Source organism: Acinetobacter sp. MB5 (assembly GCF_003261585.1).
Classification (GTDB): domain Bacteria; phylum Pseudomonadota; class Gammaproteobacteria; order Pseudomonadales; family Moraxellaceae; genus Acinetobacter.
Map to the genome: position 1 here is coordinate 487841 of NZ_POVU01000001.1, position 21217 is coordinate 509057.

Genomic DNA, 21217 nt, shown 5'->3' on the forward strand with positions numbered 1-21217 from the left:
CCAACATTAAGCAATATCAAAATAGAACTGCACAAGCTTCGTGCACTTTTTGCGCACAAATCTCACTACCCTGCCTATTTCAGTACCAGTCTTTGCTACAATAGCCACAAATGAAAATCAGGTTAGCCCGATGTACGATGAAACAATGACCTCTGTAAAAAAAAGTAGAAATGCACAACAAAAACAACATCTCATTTTGAAAGCGGCACTTGAGGTTTTTTCCACTTATGGACTACAAGGTGCCAGCATGGAACAAATTGCCGAGACCGCTGGTATTTCCAAATCCAATCTGTTTTATTACTTCGCTGGAAAAGATGACTTATATGTGGCTGTGTTGTCACAAGTTCTGACTGCATGGTTATTGCCACTCAATCAACTGGAAAAAGAACAAGATCCTGCACAGGCTTTGGGAAATTATATGGATGTAAAATTTCAGCTAGCCAAAGACTCACCACAAGCGTCACGTTTATATGCTCTGGAAATGATGCAAGGTGCGCCCTATATCAACACGATTTTAAAAGGCTCACTCAAAAAACTGGTGCAACAGAAAACCGCAGTGATTAATGACTGGATTGAACAAGGGCGTTTAAAGCCTGTATCAGCGCTGCATTTAATTATTCATATTTGGGCAGTGACACAACACTATTCTGATTTTGCAGTGCAGACCCAAGCCATTTCAGGCAAAACTCTAAAAAATAAAAGCTTCTATCAAGAAGCTTTGACAACCTCGAAACAACTGTTAATTGAAAGCCTGATTCCTACGGTTGTGGAACATTAAACAGCTCAGCGGACAACCCGATTGAGCTGTCCGCTTAAAAAATATGAAAGATATTAAACAATCTGACAGGCATCTTCAAAACTCAAACGTGGTAAACGCCCATAGAGTTTTTCAGGATTGCCATAACCAATATTAATTAGCAGATTGGTTTTCCATGTTGTCCCTGCCAAAAAAGTTTCATCGACCAGTGTTGGGTTAAAACCTGACATTGGCCCTGTATCCAAACCTAAACTACGACACGCCAAAATTAAGTAAGCGGCTTGCATGGAACTATTACGAAATGCAGTTTCATGGGCAAGCTCTGGACTTGACGTAAACCAAGATCTCGCATCGCCATGTGGAAACAACTCAGGTAACTTTTCATAAAATTCGCTGTCATACGCCACTAAAACAGTGACAGGTGCCGTCATGGTTTTTTCAACATTACCTGAAGACAAAGCAGGTTTCAGCTTGGCTTTGGCTTCTGCACTTTGAATAAATACAAAACGTGCAGGTGAACAGTTGGCTGAAGTCGGCCCCATTTTCAGCAAATCATATAACTCCTGTAGCATCTCAGGTGCAATCGCTTTGTCTTGCCACGCATTATGCGTCCGCGCTTCACTAAACAACTTTTCTAAAGCATATTCTTCCAGTTTTAAACTCAAACTATTCATAACGATTTCCTTGATTTAAGAACATAAATATTGCAATACACAGTGATTAAACCAATCCGTCTGGGTCACGCTACTGGCATGCCCACCTGTTGGGTACAGCTCAAAATCTGCATGGGAAATTAAACGAGACAGTGCCAGACCACGTTGCCAAGGCACTAAAAAATCATCCTGATTGGCAATCACCAAAACGGGCTGATTGACTTCACGTGCCGTGTGTTTAGGTTGATACTGACGTAATGCTGCCAAACGCTTTTCTACATTTTCTAAAGGTGCAAAATGGGCAATCGTATGTTGCTCTTGCTGAACAAGCTGCTGATCATGTGTTGAAATCCATGCAGGCGGATACAAAAACAACGCCTGAGCCTGCACATACGCTGCGACACCTGCCTGACGTAACAAGGTTAAGCGCGTCGCAAAACAACGATTGGTATGTGCATCAAGTTGATCCCAAGCATTCACCACCACCAGTTTCTCAACAAGCTGAGGTGCTAAACGTGCCAGCTCCAAACCAATAAAGCCACCTAGCGCATGCCCAATAAAGTGACATTGATCAATTTTCTCTGCTTCTAGAATTTGCTGTAATTCAACCGCCATTGCAGGCAAAGAATAATTGTCTGGAAGAATGTCACTCTCGGGAAAAACGCCTTCTTGGTCATAGGTCAGCACATGAAAATGCTGTTGCAAAACGGGAATTTGTGACTGCCAATACTGTGCATGTCCACCTAAACCAGAACTTAACACCACAGTTTTGGCTTGGGACTTCGTTGATCGATAAAGAGAAACTGCCATTTTTTAAACCAAATAGTCCAATTTTTAATTATTGATTAGCAATTAAAATGCCATACTCTATATCCGTTTTATTTTAAATTCTCTTAACTATATTATTTATATAAAGAATTTATATGGATATATTTTTAAAATCAGATCATATGAATTTCATAAAATTATTTTTTGACCTTTTGGAAAATAAAAACCCATTAAAAAGAGATAAAAAGATCAAATAATGCCCCAATTTTGATCTTTCACCTATACACATCACTTTGAATGGAATTAATCCATATAAATAACAAATTTGTAAAAAAGTATGACAAATCTTACAAATATATTTCTTTGTTTTTGATTAATTTTTCAGAAAAAATACGTTCAGCACACATCATCTTCATTTTTGACTACGACTTTTGCTCGCTTGTTTTTTTATTTTTTTAAATTATATTCCGAATTATCTTAGGTTGCATATGAAGGCTTTATGAGTTTTTGGCAGAAATTTTTTGGTGCACAAACCAGCACGAATGACCACAAGAATCATGTGGCATGGGTTGAAAATGATTGTGCATGTAAAACCAATGATCAGCTACTTCAAACTTTAGCTTTAACTCAGGACGAGGATGTAATTAAAGGAATCAAGCGCATACTACTTTCACGTGGTTTTAGCCGCAAAGAATTAAATCAACTGACTTGTCCGATTCAATAATCCAGACTTGATCAAAAATAGCCACCCAACATGCGGTGGCTATTTTATTTGTAGAGATCAGCTTACAAACTCCCCAAGTGCAGCCGATTTCGTTACAATACCGCTTTGTTCTAAACATTTAGGTTATTTGCGTGAAGTGGTTACAAATACATATTACTGTTGATCAAGCACAAGTTGATTTTACTGAAACATTGTTACTTTCTTTGGGCGCAGTCAGTGTCACGCTAGATGATGCTGAAGATCAGGCATTGCTTGAGCCACTTCCAGGCGAAACTCCACTTTGGAACAAAGTCATTGTGACAGGGATTTACCAGCAAGATGACAACGAACAAATCGATGTCGATAGTTTGGTGAAATTTGTACAAGAACAGCTTCCTGAAGCGCCTGTACGTTTTGATGAACTTGAAGACCAAGCTTGGGAACGTGCATGGATGGACTACTATGAGCCAATCCAAATTGCAGACAAATTCTGGATCGTGCCTGAATGGTTAGAAGCACCTGATGCTGAAGCAACCAACATTAAACTTGACCCAGGTCTGGCATTCGGTACAGGCAACCACGCAAGCACATTCTTATGCCTACAATGGTTAGGCAGTGTCGATCTTAAAGATAAAGTTGTGGTTGACTATGGTTGTGGTTCAGGCATTTTAGGGGTAGCGGCACTACTTTTAGGTGCTAAAAAAGTTTATGCAACTGACATTGACCCGCAAGCCGTACTTGCAACCCAACAAAATGCAGAATTGAATGGTGTTCTTGACCGTTTATACGTAGGCTTACCAGAAGAGTTCAATGCCGAGTTTAAGAGCCAGCAAGCAGATGTATTAGTTGCCAACATTTTAGCCGCGCCGCTGATGGCACTTGCACCTGAATTTGCAAAACTACTTAAAGCTGATGGTGAATTTGCACTTGCTGGGGTCATTGAAGAACAAGTGGCAGATGTTTCAGACGTGTATCAAGAGTTCTTTGATATTTTAAATATCGAAAAACGTGAAGAAAACTGGTGCCGTATTTCAGGCAAACGCCAAAGCTAATCTGTTTAGGCAACGCTTATGTGTGACATACAAACTCAATGTCCTGACTGCAACACCCGATATTTAGTCTCCCCGACTCAACTATCGATTGCAGCGGGCATGGTTTGTTGTCCCAAATGTGAATATCATTTTAATGCCTATGGGTCTTTAAAATACCCAACACATACACAAACTGAACATAATCATCAAAATGTAAACCTCAGCCACCATCGTATACACGAACGGGGTTCTGAGACTGCAATACTTTCTATTTTTGAACGTAAGCTAGATTCATCTAGTGTAGATTTGCTCAATTACTTAAATAGTTATCGCTTTAATGAAGATCATGGTCTTCAATTCATTCAAGATGATTCTTTTTTTAGTTTTTCAAAAAACCCTTCGACCAAACTGGTTAATTTTACCATCCATGTATTTTTACTGATGCTTAATCTTTTGCTGTTCGGACTTGTGATTAGTCAGATTACGAACAACAACAGTGGACTTAAGCAGCAATTTCCCATATTGGCAAACTTTTCAATTCAGACCTGTAATCTTGTAAAATGCAGCACACAAACTGGTGATGAACTTAAAATTGAAGCAACTCGTATTCATCAGGATTATCCCAACTTAACCACTATCACTGGGAAATTTGTGAATTACAGTGATCATCCACAAAGTCTGCCTCATCTACAAGTCATCACAACTCAAAAGATATTTGACTTCACACCAAAACTCTATTTATTGCCATCACAACAAAACCAACAGCATATAGCAACTCAGCAAGCCTTGTTTTTCAGGATCGATGTCCCGCTCAATAGCGTTAATCAACAATTTAAATTAAAGCTCAAAAAGTCACTCAATTAAATCACTCAGAAAAATACTCAACCATCAACCATCAAGCAAATCTATAGCCTTGTTCAAGTTTTCACTATTTCTGATACTTTTTATCCAGCAATAGAAATAACGTTTTTCATTAATCTAAAAAAACAACAAAAGTTTAAAATTAAATCGAAATAAACGATAAAATTTAGCAAAATTTTGCATTAATTTTACTCACTTTTTAAATGACAGTGGTATGATACGCGCCACGAAAGCTTGACCACACAAACATCTCGTAGAATTCCCATAATGAAATAAATTGCCAGATGTGCATTATCCCAATATTGCGCATGTAGCAGTTTTTTTATTTTAAAATTTGGCTGTAACAATTCTTTAACAACTGTTACGCTTATTTTTTGGTCAATACAGACAATGTATGGCAAGCTAGTTACTTATTTTTAATATTCTCTTCACAAGCTGAACTGAATATTTTTTAGCCTTTTATAAACTCAACCACTTTTACCCAAGTGGTTATAGATTATTCGGATTAAAACGCATGAATAGCAAATCTCCTATTTTTACTGCACAATCTGATGTAGCGCTTCGCATCCACGTGGATCGCGCAGTTCGTCATTATTTTGCACAACTGCAAGGCGAGCAACCTGCTCAGGTATATGACATGGTGCTAGCAGAAATGGAGAAACCTCTTTTATCTGTTGTTTTAGAATACACTCGCGGCAACCAAACTCGCGCTGCTGAGATTCTAGGACTAAACCGTGGTACTTTGCGTAAAAAGTTAAAAGCTCACGGTTTAATGAGTGAATAAATGATAAAATGCTCACGTCGTCGTGGGCATTTTTTTTGCCTAAATGTTTAATCTGAAGACTTGAAAATCATGACTATTAAGCGCGCTTTAATCTCAGTTTCTGATAAGACTGGTATTGTTGAATTTGCTCAAGAACTTGCAAATTTGGGTATTGAAATTCTTTCAACTGGCGGTACATACAAGTTACTCAAAGACAGTAACATCGCTGTTGTTGAAGTATCTGAACATACTGGTTTCCCTGAAATGATGGATGGTCGTGTTAAAACCCTACATCCAAAAATTCACGGTGGTATCCTTGCTCGTCGCGGCTTAGATGAAGCGGTTATGCAAGAACACAACATCGACCCAATTGATCTTGTGATTGTGAACCTTTATCCATTTGCAGCAACTGTTGCAAAACCAAACTGTTCACTTGCAGATGCGATTGAAAACATCGACATCGGTGGCCCTACGATGGTTCGTGCTGCGGCTAAAAACCATGCATCAGTAGGCATTATCGTCAACGCATCTGACTATGCAACTGTTGTCGCTGAACTTAAAGCAAACGGTGCATTGTCTTACGAAACTCGTTTTGACTTGGCTGTTAAAGCATTTGAACATACGGCTCAATACGACGGTATGATCGCGTCTTACCTTGGCGCTCGTGTAGGTAAAGAAGAAGGTCAAGCAGACAAATTTGCTCGTACTTTCAACACTCAATTAGTGAAAGCACAAGACCTTCGTTACGGTGAAAACCCGCATCAATCAGCTGCATTCTATGTTGATCCTGCTGCAAAAGAAGCATCAGTTTCTACATCTACTCAGTTACAAGGTAAAGAATTATCTTATAACAACATCGCAGATACCGATGCAGCACTTGAATGTGTGAAATCTTTTGCTAAACCTGCATGCGTGATTGTAAAACACGCAAACCCTTGTGGCGTTGCAGTATCTCTAGACGGTATCAAAGCTGCGTATGACCTTGCCTATGCAACAGATCCTGAATCTGCATTTGGTGGCATTATTGCATTTAACCGTGAGTTAGATGTTGCAACTGCTCAAGCGATTGTGGAACGTCAATTCGTTGAAGTAATTATTGCTCCAAGCATTGCTGAAGGTGTACTTGAAGTGACTGGCGCGAAGAAAAATGTTCGCGTATTAGTCTGTGGCGATCTTCCTGCAATTGATGAACGTGCACCACAACTTGACTACAAACGCGTCAATGGCGGCTTGTTGGTTCAAGACCAAGACTTAGGCATGATCAAAGCATCTGACTTGAAAGTTGTGACTAAAGTTGCACCGACTGAACAAGAAATTGATGACTTAATCTTTGCTTGGAAAGTTGCGAAATACGTTAAATCAAATGCAATTGTTTATGCAAAAGGTCGTCAAACGATTGGTGTTGGCGCAGGTCAAATGAGCCGTGTAAACTCAGCACGTATTGCTGCAATTAAAGCAGAACATGCGGGTCTCGTGGTTGAAGGTGCAGTGATGGCATCTGACGCATTCTTCCCGTTCCGTGATGGTATCGACAATGCTGCGAAAGCTGGCATCAAATGCATCATCCAACCGGGTGGTTCTATGCGCGATGAAGAAGTGATTGCAGCAGCAAACGAACACGGCATTGCGATGGTGTTCACAGGTATGCGTCATTTCCGTCACTAATTGATTAGAAGTCATATTTATTAATCCCTCTAAATCCCCCTTTGTAAAAAGGGGGACTTTTCACATAAGAAACCTTGGTTTTCTGATGTGATCCTCTCCCATTTTAAAAGGGAGGTCAGGAGGGATTCTTTTCTTTGAGGGATTTTTGAGAATGAACATTTTAGTTTTGGGTAGCGGTGGTCGTGAACATGCCTTGGCATGGAAAATCGCGCAAGATACAAAAGTCAGCAAAGTCTTTGTAGCACCGGGTAATGCAGGTACTGCAACAGAAGAAAAATGTGAAAATGTACAACTGGATATTCTCGATAATCCAGCCATCATTGAATTCGCAAAAAATAATGATGTCGCTTTAGTTGTTGTCGGTCCAGAAGCTCCGCTTGTCAATGGCGTAGTTGATGCGGGTCGTGCAGCTGGTCTAAAAATTTGGGGTCCAACTCAATACGCTGCACAACTTGAAGGTTCAAAAGCTTTTGCCAAGCACTTCTTAAAACGCCACAACATTCCAACTGCATTCTATGATGTATTCACAGAAGTCGCTGCAGCGAAAGCATTTGTTGAAAAGCATGGCGCGCCAATCGTCATTAAGGCAGATGGTCTTGCAGCAGGTAAAGGCGTGATCGTTGCAATGAGCAATGAAGAAGCTTTTGCTGCGATTGATGACATGTTGGCAGGCAACAAGTTCGGTGATGCAGGTTCTCGTGTCGTGATTGAACAGTTCCTTGCAGGTGAAGAAGCATCATTCATTTGTATGATTGATGGTCAAAACATTTTGCCTATGGCAACTTCACAAGATCACAAACGTATTTTTGAAGGTGACCAAGGTCCAAACACAGGTGGTATGGGTGCATACTCTCCTGCGCCTGTCGTGACTGCTGACGTATTTGAACGTGTGATGACTGAAATCATGCGTCCTACCGTAGATGGTATGGCAGCAGATGGTCACGTTTATACAGGTTTCTTGTATGCAGGCCTGATGATCGATGAACAAGGTCAGCCACGTGTAATCGAATTCAACTGCCGTTTTGGTGACCCTGAAACTCAGCCAATCATGATGCGTTTACAATCTTCATTGGTTGACTTGGTTGAAGCAGGTCTTGAAGGCAACTTGCCTGCTGAAGCACAGTGGGATGAACGCAAATCAATTGGTATCGTCCTAGCGGCTGAAGGCTACCCTGAAAGCGTGCGTAAAGGCGACGTGATTTCTGGTTTAGGTCAGTCTCCTGAAGGCACAAAAGTGTTCCATGCAGGCACTGCAAGCAATGACAAAGGTCAGGTCATCACTTCAGGTGGTCGCGTACTCTGCGTCACTGCGCTAGGTGATAGCGTTCTTGAAGCTCAAGTCAATGCTTTAGAAGTGTGTGGTCAAATCACATTTAACGGCATGCAATACCGTAGTGATATTGGTTACCGTGCCATTGCACGTGAACAAGCATAAGTTCTCATTTTTCTCAGTAAAACGCTCTTTCGAGGGCGTTTTATTTTTGCTGTCTTAACCACAAATTTTCATATCATTTGTGTTTTTTATTGTTTTGCACTGTACAGACAAAACTTTATACTGCCAGCAATATTGCTCAGATACACTTTTCTGAAAATATTCCGATGAAAATCAATAGTGCACCATGCAGATTCTACATGCTCCCCTATTGTGCATTTTATTTTCTTGGTATCATGAGCACAAATTTCACACTGATGTTACTGATTTAGACTTAGTTCGACTGCGATATACCAGTTTTGACAAGTGCCAACATTGTTTCAGCCCATATTTTTCCTGTTTATTTCGGCTTTTTTGCTGCACAAGGCAGTGGGTAAAATTATGCTAGATCAGTCCAGATATTTGTCATGTTCCATGGTTTTATCCAAACCCTATTGAACATTATTGACTAAGGACATACACCTCATGAAAAAATTATTGAGCGTTGTTTTAGGTGCAAGTGTACTTCTTGCCGCAGGTTGCAGTAAAAATGCACCTGAACAAAGCAGCAACACCAAAGCTGCTGATGCAAACCAACCACAAAAAATCGTATTGGCATCGACTGGTTCAGATGCTGATATCTGGCGCTACATTGCAACCTTACCTGAAACCAAAAAAGCAGGTATTGATTTGCAAGTTCAAAACTTCACTGACTATGTGGCAATGAACACTGCGATTGCTAATAAACAAGTTGATGCCAATGCATTCCAATCATATGCATACCTTGTTGCTTACAATGCAAACAATGATAAAAAAATTGCACCTGTTTCAACGACATATCTTGAGCCAATGGGTATTTACTCAACTAAATACAAAAAAGTTGATCAATTCCCACAAGGTGCAAGCATTGCAATCCCTAACGATGCAGCCAATGAAGCACGTGCATTATTGTTGTTACAAAGCGCTGGTTTAATCAAACTGAAAACCAACTTTGACCCTGCAACAGGTACACCAAACGACATTACTGACAACGCCAAAAAAATTGATATCAAACCAATTCAAATGGCAACTGCAGTACGTGTGAAAAATGACGTTGATGCGATTGTTCTCGGTAATACCTTGGCAATGGAAGGTGGCTTGAATGTATTGAAAGATTCAATCTACTACGAGCCAATTGACCAATCAACCAAGTTGAATGTCAACATTGTTGCAACTGCTGACTCACGTAAAAACGACCCGATTTTACAAAAATTAGGGGCGTTGTATCATACTGAAGCGGTTAAAAAATACGTACAAGATCACTTTGCTGGTACAAAAGTGGACGTAAACAAACCAATCAGCTACCTGACTGAAAGCAAATAGTCATATAATGTTGTCAACGAACAGGCAAAGTTTCTTTGCCTGTTTTTTCTTTTTCGCATAGTTTTTGACCACATGATTCAATTTAAAAACATTTCAAAACACTATCAGCTCAAAGGGCAAACGCTGCGCGCGCTGGATCAGATCAACCTCGAGATTCCAGAAGGTAGCATCTTTGGCATTATTGGCTATAGTGGTGCAGGTAAAAGCACCTTAATTCGCCTGATCAATCTGTTGGAGCGCCCAACCGAAGGTCAGGTCATTATTAATGGGAAAGACTTTACTGCATTGGATGCACGTGCATTACGTCAAGAGCGTGCCAATATTGGTATGATTTTCCAGCACTTCAATTTACTTGAAACCAAAACGGTTGCTGAAAATATTGAAATGCCAATGAAATTGCTAGGCGTCAGTAAAGAAAAACGTCAAGCACGTTTAGATGAGCTACTCTCTTTTATTGACTTGGGTCATAAAAAAAACGCTTATCCTGATGAACTTTCTGGTGGTCAAAAACAGCGTGTTGGCATTGCACGTGCGCTTGCAAATCATCCTAAAATTTTACTGTGCGATGAAGCGACCTCTGCCCTTGACCCACAAACCACACAGTCCGTTTTAGACTTATTGAAGAAAATCAATAAAGAACAAAATATTACGATTGTGATGGTCACACATGAAATGGATGTGATTGAAAGCGTCTGTGATTATGTTGCGGTTATGGAGTCGGGTAAAGTCATCGAAACAGGTAAAACGGTGGATCTATTCAGTAAACCGCAGCAACCTACCACAAAGAACTTTATTCAAACTGTGTTACAGCAACAATTGCCAAGCAATATTCTGAAGCAGCTCGAACATCAGCATGAACATAGCATTTATTGTTTACAGTTCTTAGGGCAATCCGCTCAGCAACCTGTAATTCAAGCCGTCATCAAACAATTTGATATTAGTCTGAATATTTTGTTTGCCAACATGACTGAAATTGATGGCACAGTGATTGGTCAAATGTTCGTGCAAATTTTAGGGGATGCTGCTGTAGTTGCCCAAGCTACGGATTACTTAAAGCAACAAGGGGTTGAAGTCCGTCAACAAGGAGAACAGTCATGAGAGACCTGATTGTACAATGGTTGACTGAAGCAACTCAGCCATTTTGGCACAGTGCTTTAACGATTGATCAATTCGTTACTGCATTACAAGAAACCTTCCAGATGGTGTTCTTTTCGCTGATTTTTGGTGGAATCTGGGGCTTAATCCAAGGGATTACGTTACTGGTAACTCGCCCAGCTGGCATTCTACCGAATGCTGTGGTTTATCATGGTCTTAATCCGATTGTAAATGCACTGCGCTCATTGCCATTTATTATTTTATTGATTGCCGTCATCCCATTTACCCAATGGCTAGTCGGCACTTCAATTGGGACATGGGCAGCCATTGTGCCACTCACAATTTATGTTGGCCCGTATATGGGACGTCTCATTGAAACGTCATTGCTTGAAGTCAATGAAGGTATTATTGAGTCAGCACAGTCTATGGGTGCAACACCTTGGCAGATCATTTTTAAGTTTATTTTGCCTGAAGCGCGTAGCTCTCTCATTTTAAACATGACCACAGCAACCATCAGTTTGATTGGTGCAACGGCTATGGCTGGTGCAGTGGGTGCAGGCGGTATCGGTGATTTGGCTATTTCTTATGGCTATCAGCGCTTTGACAGTAGTGTCATCATTTTAACAGTGATTGTCCTGCTGATTTTGGTGCAGATTGTTCAAACACTGGGAAATTGGCTTGCCAAATTACGATAAGATTTCATCATCCAAAAAAATGCCATCACATGATGGCATTTTTTATTTCAGATCATTAGAAACGGTACGTCACACCGACTTTGGCAGATGGCAACCACTTGTATTTATCATCATTGGCGATTTGGTTTTCCTGTGCTTTTAAGTCACTCTGGAACTGTTCACTGGTTCCTCCAGAATTCACTGTCGCATTTGAAGTTAAACTCACTGTTGGATTGTCCGTGTAATAAGCACCAATTTCTCCAAACACGCCCCAATGCTCACTCAGCATTGGACGAGCACCGATCCCAATGTACGGGGCAATGTCATTTTTATATTTCATTTTCCCTGTAATGTTGCCATTGATGTTGTACTTGTTGTCATTGACGGTGACATTACCATTATTGGATTTTGAGGTCAGTTTATAATCATCATCTAAATACGCTGCCCCTGCTGCCACATAAACCGATTTTGCAAAGGTATTCTGACTGGCACCCCAAGGATGCATTTCGGCATTTAAATAGACATTGTTGTTATTGTCCTGATCGAGATCATATTTGGTTCCATGACTTTTTATATCATTGCGCCAATTAATATTCCCTCCGTTATACCCTAAACTTACACCGACATAGGGATTTACATCCCAAGTCAATGCACCACCATAGCCTGTTGTGCCTGCTTCAGCACGAAATGAGGTTGGCAAGTAAGTTTTATAGGTATTTCCAGGTTCAACAATCACTGGCTCATCGGCTATAGCAACCCCTGCAATGGAAAACAGTGTTGAGGCTACCAAGATTTTTTGAAATTTTTTCATTGAGAAGTCTCCTGACATCATTGTGAATTTTCACTGACAGTATTGCGATCATGAGTGGTCATACTAAGTGGAAAGCTGGCTTTTTTTCATACGATTTTTAAGCCAAATTTGCAGGGTTTATGTAATTCTTTGATACAGTTTTTCAAAATATTTCATCATTCATTTTACTAAAAACAATAATAATCAATTGCTTAAATTTTAATACATATACACAAAATAACCAAATCAATAGCCTCACTTAATAGATTGGGTTTAGGTCTTGAACTTGCTTTTCCTGAAATCTTGACTGTTTTGCTATTTTTTCAACCGCATGACTTTATTTTTAGTGTAAAATCGCTGTAATTTTTTGAGCGTAATTTGGGATTAGCATATGTCTGAACTTGCTACAATTATTGAACAAGCCTTTGAAAACCGTGCCAACTTTACTGCAGCAGACTGTCCTGCTGAAGTTCGTGATGCTGTTGAGCAAGCAATTCAAGGTTTAGACAACGGTAGCCTTCGTGTTGCAGAAAAAATTGATGGTGAGTGGGTTGTTCACCAATGGTTGAAAAAAGCGGTACTTTTATCATTCAAATTAAATGATAACAAACCAATCGAATCTTGCGACCTTCGTTTCTACGACAAAGTTGACACTAAATTCAAAGGTTGGACTGAAGAACAATTTAAAGCAGCTGGCGTACGTGTTGTACCACCAGCAGTTGCACGTCGTGGCAGCTTCCAAGCGAAAAACGTTGTACTTATGCCATCTTATGTGAACATCGGTGCATATGTTGATGAAGGCACAATGGTCGATACATGGGCAACGGTCGGTTCATGTGCACAAATCGGTAAAAACGTTCACTTGTCTGGTGGTGTCGGTATTGGTGGTGTTCTTGAACCACTTCAAGCAAACCCAACCATTATTGAAGACAACTGTTTCATCGGTGCACGTTCTGAAATCGTTGAAGGCGTGATCGTTGAAGAAGGTTCTGTGATTTCAATGGGCGTATTCATTGGTCAATCAACCAAGATTTATGACCGCGCAACTGGCGAAATCCATTACGGCCGCGTACCAGCAGGTTCTGTGGTTGTTGCGGGTAGCCTTCCATCTAAATGCGGTACTTACAGCCTATACGCTGCAATCATCGTGAAAAAAGTGGATGCGCAAACTCGTGCAAAAACTAGCTTGAACGATTTGCTTCGCGACGAGTAATCTCGACACTGTTGCGGAACTTAAACCGTTCCTCGGAGCGTCCATCGCTCCTCGTCTCTACGGTTGTAAAATCGTAGAGATTTTTGTTTTTTAAAATACCATGGTTACTTTACTATGAATCCGCTTCGCTCCTCTCAAATCCCTGTGACTGATCCTGCCGCAGGTTTACGTATTACCGAGATTTTCTATTCACTACAAGGTGAAGCGAATACCGCAGGACTACCAACGGTTTTTATCCGTTTAACAGGTTGCCCACTGCGCTGTACCTATTGTGATACGACTTATTCATTTGAGGGTGGTGAGCGCTGGTCTTTAGATAAAATCATTGAAACTGCTCAATCTTATCAAACCCCGTATATTTGCGTGACAGGTGGTGAGCCACTGGCCCAGCCAAACTGCATCACGCTTATAGATCGCTTATGTGAGATGGGTTTTGAAGTTTCTTTAGAAACCAGTGGTGCGCTTGACGTCAGCAAAGTTGATCCGCGCGTCTCTAAAGTCCTTGATCTAAAAACCCCAACTTCGGGTGAAGCACACCGCAATTTACTCAGCAATCTAGACTTACTGACTGCCAAAGATCAGATCAAATTTGTGATTTGCAATCGTGAAGATTATGAATGGTCAAAGCAACAAGTTGCTCAATACCAGCTCGACAAAAAAGTCAGTACCGTTTGGTTCTCCCCTGCTTTTGCTGTCGAGAAAGGCAATGCCAAATTGCCACGTTTTGCGCGTGACTTGGCTCAGTGGATTTTAGATGATCACCTCCCTGTTCGTTTTCAGTTACAACTGCATAAACTGTTGTGGCAAGATGAAACAGGTCGTTAATTAATTTTTTGGAGAATGAATATGCGCCCACGCGCCATAGTTTTATTATCTGGTGGCTTAGACTCAACTACTTGTTTAGCATGGGCGCAAGCACGCTATGAATGTATTGCCCTCAGCTTCCAGTATGGTCAGCGCTCAAGTACTGAACTTGATGCAGCCAAAGCATTGGCTGATCGTTCGGGTGTAGAACATCGCATTATCAATATTGATTTGGGCAACCTCGGTGGTTCAGCGCTGACTGACCATAACATTGCTGTACCTGAACAAGCGCAAGAAGGTATTCCTGTAACTTATGTTCCAGCACGTAACACCATTTTCTTGTCTTATGCACTAGCAGCAGCCGAAGTTTTCTCTGCTGAAGCCATTGTGATTGGCGTAAATGCTGTAGATTACTCAGGTTATCCTGACTGCCGACCAGCATTTATTGAGGCTTTTGCCAACCTTGCAAGCCTTGCAACCAAAGCAGGCGTTGAAGGAAAACCACTTAAAATTGAAACACCTCTGTTACATTTATCTAAAGGGAATATAATACGCCTAGGTCTTGAACATGGTGTAGACTACAGTCAAACAGTGTCTTGCTATCAAGCTGACGACCAGGGACGTGCTTGTGGTAAATGCGATAGCTGCCGCTTACGTAAAGAAGGTTTTGCTCAGGCAGGCGTTGAAGACCCAACACGTTACGTACCTCAATAAAAGGCAGGTTATATGAAATTTTTAAATTCAAAACTGATTGTTTCTACTCTTTTTTCTGCACTTGCATTTACAGCAACTGTATCTCATGCAGCACAAGATCCATCAAAAAGTACCAATGTTCGCTCAACTTTAATTAGTAACTGTAAAGAAAGTGCTGGTAAAGGTGGCAAACTGACTGCAGCAGAAGCAAACAAGTTTTGTACATGCCAAGTTGATGCTGAAGGCCGTTTGACCAAAGCTCAAGAATGGCAAATTATTAGTACTGTAAATCAGAAGAAAAGCCCAAGCTCTTTACCATTTATTCAGCAACAAAACAAAGCAATCCAATCTTGCTTTGGTCCTCAGCTGACTTCAAAACTAAAATCGCTCTCTGAAGAAGCAATGAAAAATGCTCAAGCAGCAGAGAAAAAGAAATAAGACATCACCATTAAGTGATTCAATAAACTAGCCACTTGATGTGGCTAGTTTTTTTATGGAACAACGCATGACCTTAGAGACAGAAAACTTGAATATGCACCACGCTTGGAACAGCAATGCTCAACATAAAAAATTTGTCGCTTCTTACAGTGGTGGTAAAGACAGCACCCTCGCCCTATATCGAGCCATGCAGATGGGCGAAGCGATTGGTTTAATTGTCATGCTTGAGGAAAATGGGAAAAAATCTCGCTCACATGGCATGTCTCTTGAAATTATCCATGCGCAGGCTGAAGCGATTGGACTGCCGATTTTAACAGCCTCTGCAACATGGCAAAGTTATGAAGCACAGTTTATTCAGCTTCTTGAACAGCAAAAATCGCTTGGCGCAGAAGTTCTTGTGACTGGTGATATTGACTTACTCGGTCATGCCGAATGGAACCAATCCGTTTGTGATAAAAGTCAGCTTCAACTGTGCATGCCACTCTGGCAAAAACCACGTTTAGAGATTATTCACGAATTTATCAACTTGGGTTTTCAAAGTGTGATTGTCACCGTAAATCTCAATCTAGGTATGAAAGCCGAAGACCTCGGGCGAGTCTTAACCTCTGAATATGTTGATGAACTCTGTACACGTGGTATTGATCCTTGTGGTGAAGCAGGTGAATTTCACACCACAGTGATTGATGGGCCGATCTTCAAAAAACCACTTTCAATTTGCAAAGGTGATATTCTGTATCACGAAAATTATGCATTTTTACCACTAACATTAGAACATCATGCCATTTAAGGATTGAACATGACAGACAGCATCCAACTTCCAAATCAAACATTTCCAACAACAACAGGTGATATCAACTTAGCTGAAGTGAATTCTGAATGGTTGATTGTTTATTTTTATCCAAAAGACTCAACCCCTGGTTGTACCACTCAAGCAGTTGATTTCTCGTGCATCCAAGATCAATTTACAGAACAAGGTGCAACAATTTTTGGTATTTCTCGTGATTCGGTTAAATCACATCAGAACTTTACTGAAAAACAGGCATTAAAAATTGAACTGATTAGCGATAAAGAAGAAGCGCTCTGCCAGCATTTCGATGTGATTAAAGAAAAAAATATGTATGGCAAAAAAGTGATGGGCATTGAACGCTCAACCTTTATTTTCCATAACGGCAAGCTAGTTAAGGAATATCGTAAGGTCAAAGCTGCAGGTCATGCAGAACAAGTTCTTGCTGATTTAAAAGCTTTGAAAGCAGCCTAACAAATTATAGCTAGCCTGTGCGCTAGCTATCTATATTCTTAAAAACGACTGCTATCTTGAGTTGCAAAGCGCCGCTGTAACTCTGCATAAATTGGCGTGGTTTGAAATTTCTCTAGAAACTTAATCGTACCTTGTGGGAAATATTGCGTCTGAATTTCACCACGATAATACGCTTCCCGCATCGGTGTCGCAGAAATCGAATCTTTCAAACTTTCGAGTTCAACCAAAGTCCAGTTTGGAAATAATTCTAAATAATAAGATGATTCATCTTTAAAGTGACCAATCAGTCCAATCTTGGCTTCTGCAGACGTTTTTTCAGCAACCAAATCTTTGACCAGCTTCACCCATTTCTGATCATCATAAACATCGACAACATGCACAAAAACAATACGTTGTTGATCTTCCTGAGAAAAGTTTGACAAAATCATCTGTTCACGTTCTTGTGCCAGAAACGGATTTTTAATACTGCGTTCTGGTTGAGCCGAACCTAAAGCAATAATAACTTTATGGCTTTGTTGCAATGCAATCTCAATGGTTTGCATGTGTGCCAGATGAAATGGTTGAAAACGCCCAATGAAAACAAGATAATCAAAGTGATACATCATAGGATATCAATAATTAAACCAAGGGATGGTGAAGTGTAATGATAAAGAATCATCGTGAAGCATAACAATTTACCATGTGAAAATCACGAAATACTGAAATAAAGGACATGAAAAATGACTCTCACTTGTTTAACTCAAACTCATCAGCATTTACAGGCAGTCCTCGAAGATGGTGTGCTGACTTTAGCCATTGACCGTGCTATTGCCAAAAATGCGATTTATAGCGGCTTATATTTATGGATTGCTCAGGCACTCGATCAAGCCGATAACAGTGATGAAGTCCGTGTTGTCATTCTGCGTGGTGCTGGCGATGACTTTACTGCAGGCAATGACATGCAGGACTTTCTCGAATCCATGCAGCAACCCGATGCAACACCCGCAGCAGAACAACCTCCATTTGTTTTACTCAAATCAGCCGCTAAATTTTCCAAACCACTGATTATTGCAGTTAAAGGCGTGGCGATTGGTATTGGTGTGACTTTATTACTACATGCAGATTTGGCTTTTGCAGATGAATCTGCGGTGTTCCAATTACCATTTGTCAGTCTAGGGCTTTCTCCTGAAGGTGGCGCAAGTAAATTACTGGTACAACAGGTCGGCTATCATCATGCAGCGGCACTGCTCTTTACTGCACAAAAATTTGATGCGCATGCCGCAGAAAAATTTGGCCTGATTAATCAGGTATTCTCGAGTGAACATATGCATGCGCCATACCATTTAATGGCACTGATGGAACATCATGATGTTTATGATTTTTCAGATGAAACTGCCAAAAATATGGCGAAACTTCCAATTGCTTCACTCAAACAAACCAAGGCACTGATGAAGCAGAATTTACCAGAGATCTTGAAGTGGATTGATGAAGAAGCTGAAATTTTCATGCAGCGAGTCAAATCACCTGAGTTACATGAAGCAGTCAATGCTTTTTTAGAAAAACGTGAAGCTGACTTTTCAAAATTCAACTAAAACTCACTCTACAGCAGGTCTAGTTCATAGGCCTGCTCTCTTTACAACAAAATCCCACATGCAAGTTTCCTCCAGATTGCAGATAATGCTCTGATCTTGTTGAGCGATAATGAAATATGAGCACCTCAGATCTTACAAAAACGCGTTACCACGAAGCTGCACCGACTGATATTGATGTCAATCAATTTAAAAAAGTGGTTGAAAGCCGCCGTTCGGTACGTAAATTTACGGACACCCCAATTCCTGCTGAAGTTTTAGATCAATGCCTCGACTGGGCAATGCTCGCTCCAAGTTCATCCAACCTACAACCGTGGATGTTTTATGTCGTTCAATCGACTCAAAAGAAAGCACAACTGGTCAAAGCCTGTATGGGGCAGTTGGCTGCCCGAACTGCATCTGAACTGATTGTTTGCGTAGCACGTACTGACCGTATCGATGAAATGGCAAAGAAAAATCTGAGTCATTTCCCGATGCCTAAAACGCCAAAAGCGGTGCAACAGTATTACCGTTTTATTGGATATAACTACCGCACAGGATTTTTGAACAGTATTGGCAATGCCAAGAAACTGGCGTTTAGCGTTGTTCGTCAATTTACACCGCTGCCTGTCACCGCATTTAATCCTGCGGATCGTCAACTTTGGGCTGTGAAAAGCACTGCCCTTGCCTGCGAAAATTTAGTTTTAGCACTTCGTGCTTATGGTTTTGACAGCTGTATGATGGAAGGTTTTGATGAACCGCGTGTGCGCAAAATTTTACAGCTCAGTGATGAAGAATACCCAGTGATGGTGATTGGTGCTGGGCAACGTGCCGAAGATGGTGTGTTTTTCCCACAATATCGTTTTGAGCGTGAGCTATTTATTCAGAAGGTTTAAATCGATCTTGCCTATCGATTTTCCAATTATTCGATACACGTAAGGCGACATGGATGTCGCCGTTTGATTGTGGTACATGGATGTGCCATCAATCAAACAGAGGGCTTTTGTTACTTTTCGCCCATGAAAAGTAAGACACCATGAATACAACACAAAATCATTTTTAATCATACAAGGGATTCAATATCCACCATTTGAATAAACTCAAAAGCAGGTTCTTCATAAGGATGACTGGCTTGCAATGCTTGGGCAACCTGCTTGGCTTGCGCTTCAGGAACAATCGTTTCTACACGCCACTCTTCAAGTTGTTCAAGCTGATCGAGTTGTCCTAAAAATGGGTCTGCACATTTCACAGGTTTAAACTGTCCAATGCCTTTCACTTGCCACGCACACTGTTCATAGTTGCCGATGCCACCTGCACCCGCAGCAAAAATGGCGTGTTTGGTTGATTCAAGATGACTTTCGGGGACGTAGTAGATAAGTTTAAGCATAATAATTAACTAAATAACTAGGGGAATCTAAAATCATTACAAATTATTTATTTTATATATCAGAAAAACCAAATTCAAATCCAGTTAATATTTTACTTTGTTTATTGAACTTATAGAGGGCGTAATAAGATGGCATATTATTATTTCTCAAAAGAGGAGAATTTTGATCTTCTGTATAGTATTTTAATATGAGTGAATCTTTATCATTATATTGTTTTTTCGGAACACCCATATTTTTAACAAAATCAGCATAATGCATACCAATAAAATTTTGATTTTGTGTAATAAATTTTTCAACATTCAACTTATTAATAAGCCTACCATAGGCTAATCTATTTGGAGTAGTTACTATTATTCGCTGTACATTCAAACTAGACCCACCACAACAAAAATCCAAAATTAAAATTTGATCATTATTTTTATTAGAAAAATAAATTTTCTCTCCTGATGATTCGAACTTTATATTTTTATTATAAAATTTAGACTTTTCAAAATTGTGCGCTATTTTAATATTATGACTAAGAACATCTTGATCAAATTTAAAATGATTATCTTGGGCGTTAATATTAAAGCTAAAAAATAACAATCCAATTAAAATAATTTTTCTCATATTTGTCTCACTTAAAGTTCAAATAATTTCACTTTGTAAATTTTTATAAATCAGTTATAGACATCAATTCTTTGTGAATCACATAAAGCTTTGCATAAGCATCTATTGCATTATGAATGTCTTGTTTAACGACCAAAAAATCAGATTGAGGTTTTCTCTGAGCTTCAATCATGGCATCTGTTAAATGTAATGATAAAGCCTGTGGTGTCCATAAATTATCTAAGGAATATGGCTGATTTTGCATTTGAGTAATAAATGCTAGATAAGTATATTGTTGCTTAATTAGAATTTTAAAAACTTTCTCAATATCATCTCGCAACTCTACCACACAATCAAATGACTGAATTGCCCCATAAAGTTGACAAAATCCCTCTACACGCTCATCAACTTTAGATGAACTCCTCCAAGTACCACCAAAATTTAAAGTTTGTGGCAACATCAATCTAAATAGCTCAATTCGTGCTTGTTTTAGGCTTTCAATCGTTTGATATGCTTCATCTTTTAATTCTCTCAGCTTCACTGCGTTCCCTGCAATCGAAAACTCTTGAATTTCCGAAGAAAAATAAATGATTAAACTTAATACTATTCCACCTAAAACTAATGCAACAAACTCAGCTCCTGCAAGCTTTCCAATGAACAGTAACCATACTGCCCCACCTATACAAAATAAACTCAGAGAAATACCGAGAAAAATTGAAAAGCCTGATTTTTTTGATGGCATATTTTTATTTTCC

The 21217-nt window shown here is 39.9% G+C and carries 25 protein-coding genes; 18 read left to right on the plus strand and 7 right to left on the minus strand.

The annotated features are described in order from the left end of the window. The first annotated feature begins 145 nt into the window (after positions 1 to 145). The gene (gene rutR / locus C1A47_RS02400; protein WP_227539716.1) at positions 146 to 778 is read left to right on the plus strand and encodes an HTH-type transcriptional regulator RutR; all 633 of its coding nucleotides are present in this window, start codon (positions 146 to 148) and stop codon (positions 776 to 778) included. A gap of 53 nt (positions 779 to 831) precedes the next feature. On the opposite strand, the gene C1A47_RS02405 is transcribed toward rutR, so the two are convergent. Together C1A47_RS02405 and rutD are read right to left on the minus strand one after the other, a co-directional pair. After that, positions 832 to 1431 carry a malonic semialdehyde reductase gene (locus C1A47_RS02405; protein ID WP_111892039.1) on the minus strand — a complete coding sequence of 200 codons (600 nt, stop codon included), beginning with the start codon at positions 1429 to 1431 and terminating at the stop codon, positions 832 to 834. A 15-nt stretch (positions 1432 to 1446) separates the two neighbouring features. Next, the gene (rutD, locus tag C1A47_RS02410) at positions 1447 to 2220 is read right to left on the minus strand and encodes a pyrimidine utilization protein D (RefSeq protein WP_111892041.1); all 774 of its coding nucleotides are present in this window, start codon (positions 2218 to 2220) and stop codon (positions 1447 to 1449) included. A 457-nt stretch (positions 2221 to 2677) separates the two neighbouring features. Between rutD and C1A47_RS02415 the strand changes: the two genes are divergently transcribed. The 9 genes from C1A47_RS02415 to C1A47_RS02455 all read left to right on the plus strand — a co-directional run bounded on the left by C1A47_RS02415 (position 2678) and on the right by C1A47_RS02455 (position 11764). After that, a complete protein-coding gene (locus tag C1A47_RS02415; RefSeq protein ID WP_111892043.1) occupies positions 2678 to 2902 on the plus strand; it encodes a hypothetical protein in 225 nt (74 codons plus the stop codon). A 131-nt stretch (positions 2903 to 3033) separates the two neighbouring features. After that, positions 3034 to 3933 carry a 50S ribosomal protein L11 methyltransferase gene (gene prmA / locus C1A47_RS02420; protein ID WP_111892045.1) on the plus strand — a complete coding sequence of 300 codons (900 nt, stop codon included), beginning with the start codon at positions 3034 to 3036 and terminating at the stop codon, positions 3931 to 3933. Between the two features lie 18 nt (positions 3934 to 3951). Further along, the gene (locus tag C1A47_RS02425; protein ID WP_111892047.1) at positions 3952 to 4776 is read left to right on the plus strand and encodes an MJ0042-type zinc finger domain-containing protein; all 825 of its coding nucleotides are present in this window, start codon (positions 3952 to 3954) and stop codon (positions 4774 to 4776) included. A 511-nt stretch (positions 4777 to 5287) separates the two neighbouring features. Further along, positions 5288 to 5557: a DNA-binding transcriptional regulator Fis gene (fis, locus tag C1A47_RS02430; RefSeq protein WP_004751481.1), complete on the plus strand. Its 270-nt coding sequence runs from the start codon at positions 5288 to 5290 to the stop codon at positions 5555 to 5557. A 69-nt stretch (positions 5558 to 5626) separates the two neighbouring features. After that, entirely contained in the window at positions 5627 to 7201 is a 1575-nt protein-coding gene (purH, locus tag C1A47_RS02435) for a bifunctional phosphoribosylaminoimidazolecarboxamide formyltransferase/IMP cyclohydrolase (RefSeq protein WP_111892049.1), read from the plus strand. Between the two features lie 151 nt (positions 7202 to 7352). Further along, positions 7353 to 8636 carry a phosphoribosylamine--glycine ligase gene (purD, locus tag C1A47_RS02440; RefSeq protein WP_111892051.1) on the plus strand — a complete coding sequence of 428 codons (1284 nt, stop codon included), beginning with the start codon at positions 7353 to 7355 and terminating at the stop codon, positions 8634 to 8636. A gap of 462 nt (positions 8637 to 9098) precedes the next feature. Beyond that, entirely contained in the window at positions 9099 to 9974 is an 876-nt protein-coding gene (locus tag C1A47_RS02445) for a MetQ/NlpA family ABC transporter substrate-binding protein (RefSeq protein ID WP_111892053.1), read from the plus strand. Between the two features lie 72 nt (positions 9975 to 10046). Then, positions 10047 to 11072: a methionine ABC transporter ATP-binding protein gene (locus C1A47_RS02450; RefSeq protein ID WP_111892055.1), complete on the plus strand. Its 1026-nt coding sequence runs from the start codon at positions 10047 to 10049 to the stop codon at positions 11070 to 11072. Next, positions 11069 to 11764 (plus strand): methionine ABC transporter permease, encoded by a 696-nt coding sequence (locus tag C1A47_RS02455; protein ID WP_111892057.1) that lies wholly within the window; start codon positions 11069 to 11071, stop codon positions 11762 to 11764. The genes C1A47_RS02450 and C1A47_RS02455 overlap by 4 nt, the downstream gene beginning before the upstream one ends. 55 nt (positions 11765 to 11819) lie before the next feature. Here C1A47_RS02455 and carO read toward each other — a convergent pair whose 3' ends face one another. Further along, positions 11820 to 12554, minus strand: coding sequence for an ornithine uptake porin CarO (gene carO, locus C1A47_RS02460; RefSeq protein WP_111892059.1), 735 nt, complete (start codon positions 12552 to 12554; stop codon positions 11820 to 11822). Between the two features lie 370 nt (positions 12555 to 12924). On the opposite strand from carO, the gene dapD reads away from it, so the two are divergent. The 6 genes from dapD (at position 12925) to C1A47_RS02490 (ending at position 16939) form a co-directional block, all read left to right on the plus strand. Beyond that, positions 12925 to 13746: a 2,3,4,5-tetrahydropyridine-2,6-dicarboxylate N-succinyltransferase gene (gene dapD / locus C1A47_RS02465; protein WP_111892061.1), complete on the plus strand. Its 822-nt coding sequence runs from the start codon at positions 12925 to 12927 to the stop codon at positions 13744 to 13746. Between the two features lie 114 nt (positions 13747 to 13860). After that, positions 13861 to 14571: a 7-carboxy-7-deazaguanine synthase QueE gene (gene queE, locus C1A47_RS02470; protein ID WP_111892063.1), complete on the plus strand. Its 711-nt coding sequence runs from the start codon at positions 13861 to 13863 to the stop codon at positions 14569 to 14571. Between the two features lie 21 nt (positions 14572 to 14592). Then, the gene (gene queC, locus C1A47_RS02475; protein WP_111892065.1) at positions 14593 to 15264 is read left to right on the plus strand and encodes a 7-cyano-7-deazaguanine synthase QueC; all 672 of its coding nucleotides are present in this window, start codon (positions 14593 to 14595) and stop codon (positions 15262 to 15264) included. A 12-nt stretch (positions 15265 to 15276) separates the two neighbouring features. Beyond that, positions 15277 to 15681, plus strand: a complete 405-nt coding sequence (locus C1A47_RS02480; RefSeq protein WP_111892067.1) for a hypothetical protein — start codon at positions 15277 to 15279, stop codon at positions 15679 to 15681. A 94-nt stretch (positions 15682 to 15775) separates the two neighbouring features. Then, positions 15776 to 16468 carry a diphthine--ammonia ligase gene (locus C1A47_RS02485; RefSeq protein WP_111892203.1) on the plus strand — a complete coding sequence of 231 codons (693 nt, stop codon included), beginning with the start codon at positions 15776 to 15778 and terminating at the stop codon, positions 16466 to 16468. 9 nt (positions 16469 to 16477) lie between these two features. Next, entirely contained in the window at positions 16478 to 16939 is a 462-nt protein-coding gene (locus C1A47_RS02490; RefSeq protein WP_111892069.1) for a peroxiredoxin, read from the plus strand. A 38-nt stretch (positions 16940 to 16977) separates the two neighbouring features. Here the strand turns inward: C1A47_RS02490 and C1A47_RS02495 are convergent, their stop codons facing one another. Then, positions 16978 to 17541, minus strand: coding sequence for a nicotinate-nicotinamide nucleotide adenylyltransferase (locus C1A47_RS02495; protein WP_111892071.1), 564 nt, complete (start codon positions 17539 to 17541; stop codon positions 16978 to 16980). Between the two features lie 117 nt (positions 17542 to 17658). Between C1A47_RS02495 and C1A47_RS02500 the strand changes: the two genes are divergently transcribed. Together C1A47_RS02500 and C1A47_RS02505 are read left to right on the plus strand one after the other, a co-directional pair. Next, on the plus strand, positions 17659 to 18510 hold the full coding sequence (locus C1A47_RS02500) for an enoyl-CoA hydratase-related protein (RefSeq protein ID WP_111892073.1): 852 nt from the start codon (positions 17659 to 17661) through the stop codon (positions 18508 to 18510). A 116-nt stretch (positions 18511 to 18626) separates the two neighbouring features. Continuing rightward, positions 18627 to 19382 (plus strand): nitroreductase family protein, encoded by a 756-nt coding sequence (locus tag C1A47_RS02505; protein ID WP_111892075.1) that lies wholly within the window; start codon positions 18627 to 18629, stop codon positions 19380 to 19382. Positions 19383 to 19549: 167 nt separating this feature from the next. On the opposite strand, the gene C1A47_RS02510 is transcribed toward C1A47_RS02505, so the two are convergent. Genes C1A47_RS02510 through C1A47_RS02520 form a run of 3 tightly spaced genes read right to left on the minus strand, consistent with a single transcriptional unit; the run spans position 19550 to position 21204 of the window. Next, a complete protein-coding gene (locus C1A47_RS02510) occupies positions 19550 to 19873 on the minus strand; it encodes an NGG1p interacting factor NIF3 (RefSeq protein WP_111892077.1) in 324 nt (107 codons plus the stop codon). Positions 19874 to 19925: 52 nt separating this feature from the next. Next, entirely contained in the window at positions 19926 to 20483 is a 558-nt protein-coding gene (locus C1A47_RS02515; protein WP_111892079.1) for a hypothetical protein, read from the minus strand. Between the two features lie 43 nt (positions 20484 to 20526). Beyond that, positions 20527 to 21204, minus strand: coding sequence for a hypothetical protein (locus tag C1A47_RS02520; protein WP_111892081.1), 678 nt, complete (start codon positions 21202 to 21204; stop codon positions 20527 to 20529). Between the last annotated feature and the right edge of the window lie 13 nt (positions 21205 to 21217).